The 5,686-nt window shown below is 66.5% G+C and carries 4 protein-coding genes (1 of these 4 cut by a window edge); 2 read left to right on the top strand and 2 right to left on the bottom strand.

Features of this window, described 5'->3' with window-relative positions; genetic code table 11:
* Window positions 1-526: 526 nt before the first annotated feature.
* Window positions 527-2,212: a phospholipase D family protein gene (locus BLQ85_RS20845; protein ID WP_175456165.1), complete on the bottom strand. Its 1,686-nt coding sequence runs from the start codon at window positions 2,210-2,212 to the stop codon at window positions 527-529.
* A gap of 147 nt (window positions 2,213-2,359) precedes the next feature.
* Complete coding sequence (locus BLQ85_RS20840) at window positions 2,360-4,291, bottom strand: ATP-binding cassette domain-containing protein (protein WP_074579887.1); 1,932 nt, start codon at window positions 4,289-4,291, stop codon at window positions 2,360-2,362.
* 186 nt (window positions 4,292-4,477) lie between these two features.
* Here BLQ85_RS20840 and BLQ85_RS20835 point away from each other — a divergent pair, with 186 nt between their 5' ends.
* Together BLQ85_RS20835 and BLQ85_RS20830 are read left to right on the top strand one after the other, a co-directional pair.
* Window positions 4,478-4,957, top strand: a complete 480-nt coding sequence (locus tag BLQ85_RS20835) for a (2Fe-2S)-binding protein (protein WP_074579886.1) — start codon at window positions 4,478-4,480, stop codon at window positions 4,955-4,957.
* On the top strand, window positions 4,954-5,686 hold the 5' portion of the coding sequence (locus tag BLQ85_RS20830; protein ID WP_074579885.1) for a xanthine dehydrogenase family protein molybdopterin-binding subunit. It continues 1,580 nt past the right edge of the window; 733 of the gene's 2,313 nt are visible here — the first part of the coding sequence; its start codon is at window positions 4,954-4,956; its stop codon lies off the right edge, out of view. The genes BLQ85_RS20835 and BLQ85_RS20830 overlap by 4 nt, the downstream gene beginning before the upstream one ends.

Raw genomic sequence — 5,686 nt, 5'->3', positions numbered from 1 at the left:
GGGGTCTCGCGCAAACTCGCCTTCGGCTCAGACAAGCGCGATCCCTGATCCGCCTACGTCTGCGCTCCTCGGCCCAGCCAGGACGGGGCAATCGGGAGCGGGGATAGAAGACAAATACAAACAAGGACACGCCATGGCGTGTCCTTGTTTCTTCAGGTATTCGGTATTTTTCTCCCACCCCCTTGTGGATGCGCCGAGGAGCGCAGGGCCAGACGGATCAGGGCAAAAACTTGTTTGAGCCGAAGGCGAGTTGTTTTTGACCCCGGCTGGACCGAGCACCGCAGGTTGCCCGCAGCGAAGCGGAGGGACGCAGCAACCAGGGTCGCCTTTTCTTTTGCTTACTTTTGGTGTTTGCGTAACTTCGCTACGCGAAGTGAGCAAACCCCGCGCGCGCAGCGCGCTTTTGGCGAAGCAAAAGAAAAGTGAGTTGCCGCCGGGCAACCCCCGGCCAGCAGCTCTCAGCAGAGAGAGCAGAAAGACGGAGAAGGGAAGGAAGGGACGGCGCGCTCGCCGGAGCAAGACCCGGCTAAAGCATCTCATCCGGCGCAAACGGCCCTATCAGCTTGAGCATCAGCTTCAGGCCCAGGCTCGCGTCGGGTTCCACGCGGGAGTCCTTGAGTTGCGAGCCCTGGGGCGCGCGCCAGACCATCTGGCCCTGCTCGTCCAGTTCCACGCGGTAGGCGCCGGCGGCCAGCGTGGGTTCGATCAGGCGCGTGGCCTCGGCCGAGATGGCGCGGTTGCGGATGACGATGGCGACTTCGCTGTTTTGCAGCTGCGAACGCAGGTCCAGGTTCATGGAGCCGACCACCAGCAGGCGGTCGTCCATCACCACCACCTTGGAATGCAGGCTGGCGCGCGAGCCGCTGGTGGAGCCGCCCGTGGAGCCGCCGCCCAGCGCGGATGAGCCGAAGCTCGAGAAAGAGCCCTCCTGCTCGGCGCGCATTTCATAGAGCTCTATACCCAGGTCGAGCAGCGCCTTGCGGTAGCGCGCGTAACCGACATGGGCGGCGGGCGCGTCGTTGGAGGCTAGCGAGTTGGTCAGCACGCGCACGCGCACGCCGCGCCGGCGCAGGTCGGCGAACTGCACCATCATGCGTTCGCCGGGCACGAAGTAGGGCGAGACGATGAGCAGGTTGCCCTTGGCCTGCGACATCAGCTGCAGCAGGCCGTCCACCGTGGTGTCCTGGGATTCGCCGGTGCTGTCGGCATCGGCGGCGATCTTGGACGGTTTGTCGACCAGCAGGACGGAGGGCGCCCAGGTCCAGGTCAGCAGGCGCAGGTCGGTGGAGTCGGGCAGCGCGGCGGCCGATGCGGCGGAGGCGTTCGATTCGGCAATGGCGGCTTGCGTGGCGCCGGCCAGCGTCGCCGGATCTTCCCGGTTGAGGTTGGCGGTCTGGGCACCGGCGGGCGGTGGCTTGAGGGCCTCGATCTCCTTGGCGGTCATCAGCGACTGCACCGGGTAGGCCAGCGGGTTGTTCCAGTACTGGTCGAAGCTCGCGGACAGGTCGCGTGCGATGCGGCCGGCGGCGATCACGTCGATGTCCACAAAATTCGTACCCTTGCTCTGGCCGAAGTAGGTTTCGCCCAGGTTGCGGCCGCCTGTGATGGCGACCGCGTTGTCGGCCACGAAGATTTTGTTGTGCATGCGCCGCTGCAGGCGCGCGGCGTCCTTGAGGTTGCTCAGGATGCGCATCACCATGGAGCCGCGCCCGCCGGGCAGGGGATTGAACAGCCGCAGCTCGAAGTTTTTCTCGAAGGCGAGCTTGAGCACCTGGGCGTTCTTGCCCGAGGTGTTGAAGTCGTCCAGCAATATGCGTATGCGCACGCCGCGGCCGGCGGCCTCACGCAGGGCCTCGAACATGCGTTCGGTGGTGTCGTCGGCAAAGATGGCGTAGTACTGGATGTCCAGGGTTTTCTGCGCGGCCTTGATCAGGGTCATGCGGCTGGTGAAGGCGAGCTCGGCGTCGCCCACCAGCGCAAAGCCGGAATCGTTGCGTGTGCCGGCCTTGGCGGCGCGGGCCGCCACCAGCGCGCCCAGCCGGGTTTCTTCGGGCTTGGCCAGGGCGGTGGACACCGGCCTGTCCACCTCGCTGGGCAGGGAGGCGCAGCCGGCCAGCCACAAGGCAGTGAAGGCCAGCGCCAGCGCCGGCAGCAGCTGCCGCAACGCCGGGAGGACAAGCTTGCGGGAAATGACGCTGGGGGTGGTCGGCATGGTGCAGACCACTGTAGCCTAAGGAGATGTGCCGGTTGGCGAGGCCGCCTGCGCGGGTGCCGACTCTTTGTGTAGGAGCCCGGCTTGACCACGCAAGCCCCGCCCGGATGGAACTACAAAAGAGAGTGGGCGCTTACGACGGTAGCTTTACGATGACAGCGTTTCCCAGCGCTGCAATGCTTCCATCAGTTCTTCCTCGATCTTGCTATTGCGTGCATTGAGCTCGGCCGCCCGCTTGGCATTGGTCGTGTAGAGCGTGCCGTCGTAAAGCTCCTGTTCAATTGCCTTTTGCTGCGACTCTAGCTGCTGGATCAGCGCCGGCAGGCCGTCGAGTTCGCGCTGCTCCTTGTAGCTGAGCTTCTTTTTGGCGGGGGGCGCTTCGCCCGCGTCCTTTTTGGGTTCGCTGCTGGTTTTGCCGGCGGGCTTGGGGCTGGAAGCGCCGGGGCCGGGCCGGGCGCCGCCGGTGATCTGCGCGGCGCGCTTGGACTGGGTGATCCAGTCGGTCACGCCGCCTTCGTATTCGCGCCAGAAGCCGGGGTTCTCGGGCGTGCCTTCATAGGCGATGGTGCTGGTGACCACGTTGTCGAGGAAGCGCCTGTCGTGGCTGACCAGGAAAACCGTGCCCTCGTAGTTTTGCAGCAGGTCTTCCAGCAGTTCCAGGGTGTCGATGTCCAGGTCGTTGGTCGGCTCGTCGAGCACCAGCACGTTGGCCGGGCGGGCGAACAGGCGCGCCAGCAGCAACCGGTTGCGTTCGCCGCCCGAGAGGGTGCGCACCGGCGAATTGGCGCGAGCCGGCGAGAACAAAAAGTCGGTCAGGTAGCTCTTGACGTGTTTTTTGGCGCCGTTGATCTCCACCCATTCGCTGCCGGGGCTGATGAAGTCTTCCAGCGTGGCGTCCAGGTCCAGGCTGTCGCGCATCTGGTCGAAGTAGGCCACCTGCAGGTTGGCGCCCTGGCGCACCTTGCCGGGCGGCGTGGTCGCGTCGGGCTGCAACTCGCCCAGGATGAGCTTGAGCAGCGTCGTTTTGCCGGCGCCGTTGGGGCCCAGCAGGCCGATCTTGTCGCCGCGCAGCAGGGTGCCGGTGAATTTGTTGACGATGAGCTTTTCGCTGCCCGGGTGGCCGAAGCTTTTGCTCACGTTACTGAGCTCGGCGACGATCTTGCCGCTGCGCTCGCCGCTGGAGACATCGAGGTTGACGCGGCCGACGGCATCGCGGCGGGCCGCGCGGTTGGCGCGCAGGGCTTCGAGGCGGCCGATTCGGGCCACGCTGCGCGTGCGGCGCGCTTCCACGCCCTTGCGGATCCAGATTTCTTCCTGGGCGAGCAGCTTGTCGGCCTTGGCGTTGATGACGGCCTCCTGGGCCATCTGCTCTTCCTTTTGCACCAGGTACTGGGCGAAGTTGCCGGGGTAGCTGTTGAGTTTGCCGCGGTCCAGCTCGACGATGACGGTGGCGACCTGATCCAGGAAGGCGCGATCGTGGGTGATGGTGATGATGCTGCCGTTGAAATTGACCAGCAGCTCTTCCAGCCAGGCGATGGAGTCCAGGTCCAGGTGGTTGGTCGGCTCGTCGAGCAGCAGCACGTCGGGCTTGGCGACCAGCGCCTGGGCCAGTGCCACGCGCTTTTTGGTGCCGCCCGAGAGCGAGCCGACGATGGCGTCCTTGTCCAGGTGCAGGCGGTGCAGGGTTTCCTCCACGCGCTGCTCCCAGGTCCAGCCGTCCAGCGCCTCGATTTCCGACTGCAGGGCGTCCAGGTCGGTGTTTTCGTCGGCCGCCAGGTATTGCTCGACCACGTGGCGGGTGCGCGCCAGGCCGGCGCTGGCCGCGATGAACACGGTGGCATGCGGGTCCAGGCTGGGCTCCTGCGGCACGTAGGCGATGCGCAGGTTTTGCTGCAGCTGCAGCGTGCCGTCATCGGGTTTTTCGAGGCCGGCGAGGATTTTGAGCAGGGATGACTTGCCGGTGCCGTTGCGGCCTATCAGGCCTATGCGCTGGTTGCTCTCAAGGGAAAAATCTGCGTGGTCCAGCAGTGCGACGTGCCCAAAAGCGAGTTGGGCGTCCAGGAGGGTAATAAGTGCCATATAGAAGAGGGATTATCCGTCCCTGGGCGCAGGCCGGCGGCCACGCGGCGTTCATGGCACCCCCGGCCGGTGAATACAAGTCCTTACGATTGGCGGCCTGGCCGGTGTGGCGCGGCCGCCCTATCGCCTGCCGGGGCTCGCCGATATAGTCATCGGCTTGGGCGACGCATCACTGAGGGAGATTTCGTGGAACTGCAAATCAACGGCCGGCTCGTCCAGGCCGACGCCGATCCCGGCATGCCCCTGTTATGGCTGCTGCGCGACGTGCTGAACATGACCGGCACCAAGTTCGGCTGCGGCGTGGCGGCCTGCGGGGCCTGCACCGTGCGCATCGACGGCCAGGCCGTGCGTTCCTGCTCGGTGCCGGTGTCCGCCGTGCAGGGCAAGCGCATCCAGACCATTGAAGCGCTGGGCACGCCGGACAAACCCCACGCCCTGCAACTGGCCTGGATTGCCGAGCAGGTGCCGCAATGCGGCTACTGCCAGTCGGGCATGCTGATGGCCGCCGCCGCGCTGCTCGAGACAAACCCCAGGCCGACGGATGCGGACATCGACGCGGCCATGACCAATATCTGCCGCTGCGGCACCTACCAGCGCATACGCCTGGCTATCAAGCGGGCGGCCGCCATGGTACCCGGCGCTGCCGCGAAGAAGGCCAAGGCATGAAGCGGCGGGCCTGGCTGTTCAGCGCCGCGGGCGCGGCCGGCGCGCTGCTGGTTGGCTGGGGCGTGCTGCCGGCGCGCTCGCGCCTGGGTAGCGCGGCCCATCCCTGGCCGGCCGGCGCGGAACCCGACCTCACGGGCGTGGTGTTCAACGGCTGGATCAAGATACGGGCCGACGGCGGCGTGGTGCTGGCCATGCCGCGCAGCGAAATGGGGCAGGGCGTGCACACCGCGCTGGCCATGCTGGTGGCCGAGGAACTGGATGTGCCGCTGGCGCGGGTCAGCCTGGAACAGGCCGGCTCAGATGCGATTTACGGCAATGTCGCCATGCTGGTCGGCAGCCTGCCTTTCCATCCGCTGGAGGTGGACGACTATGCGGCGCAAGGCGCTCCCCGGGTGCGCCCGACCAAGGTGCGGCTCGGCGAATGGATGGTGGGCAAGCTGGCCCGCGAGCTGGGCATCAACGCCACGGGCGCCTCGTCCAGCGTGGCCGACGCCTGGGAGGTGCTGCGCACGGCCGCGGCCACCGCCCGCGCTTCGCTGCTGGGGGCGGCGTCGCTGGACTGGAAGCTGCCGGTGGACGAACTCAGCATCAGCAAGGGCATCATTTCCCATCCTTCGGGGCCCTCAGCCCACTACGGGGAGCTGGCGAAATTCGCCGCGGCGACGCCGCCGGGCGAGGTGAGGCTCAAAAGCCGCAAGGACTGGAGCCTGATAGGGCGCAAGGCTCCGC

The sequence above is a fragment of the Polaromonas sp. JS666 genome (assembly GCF_900103405.1).
Taxonomy (GTDB): domain Bacteria; phylum Pseudomonadota; class Gammaproteobacteria; order Burkholderiales; family Burkholderiaceae_C; genus Polaromonas.
The sequence above is the reverse complement of the archived record's forward strand: the minus strand, read 5'-3'. Positions and strand labels throughout refer to the sequence as shown.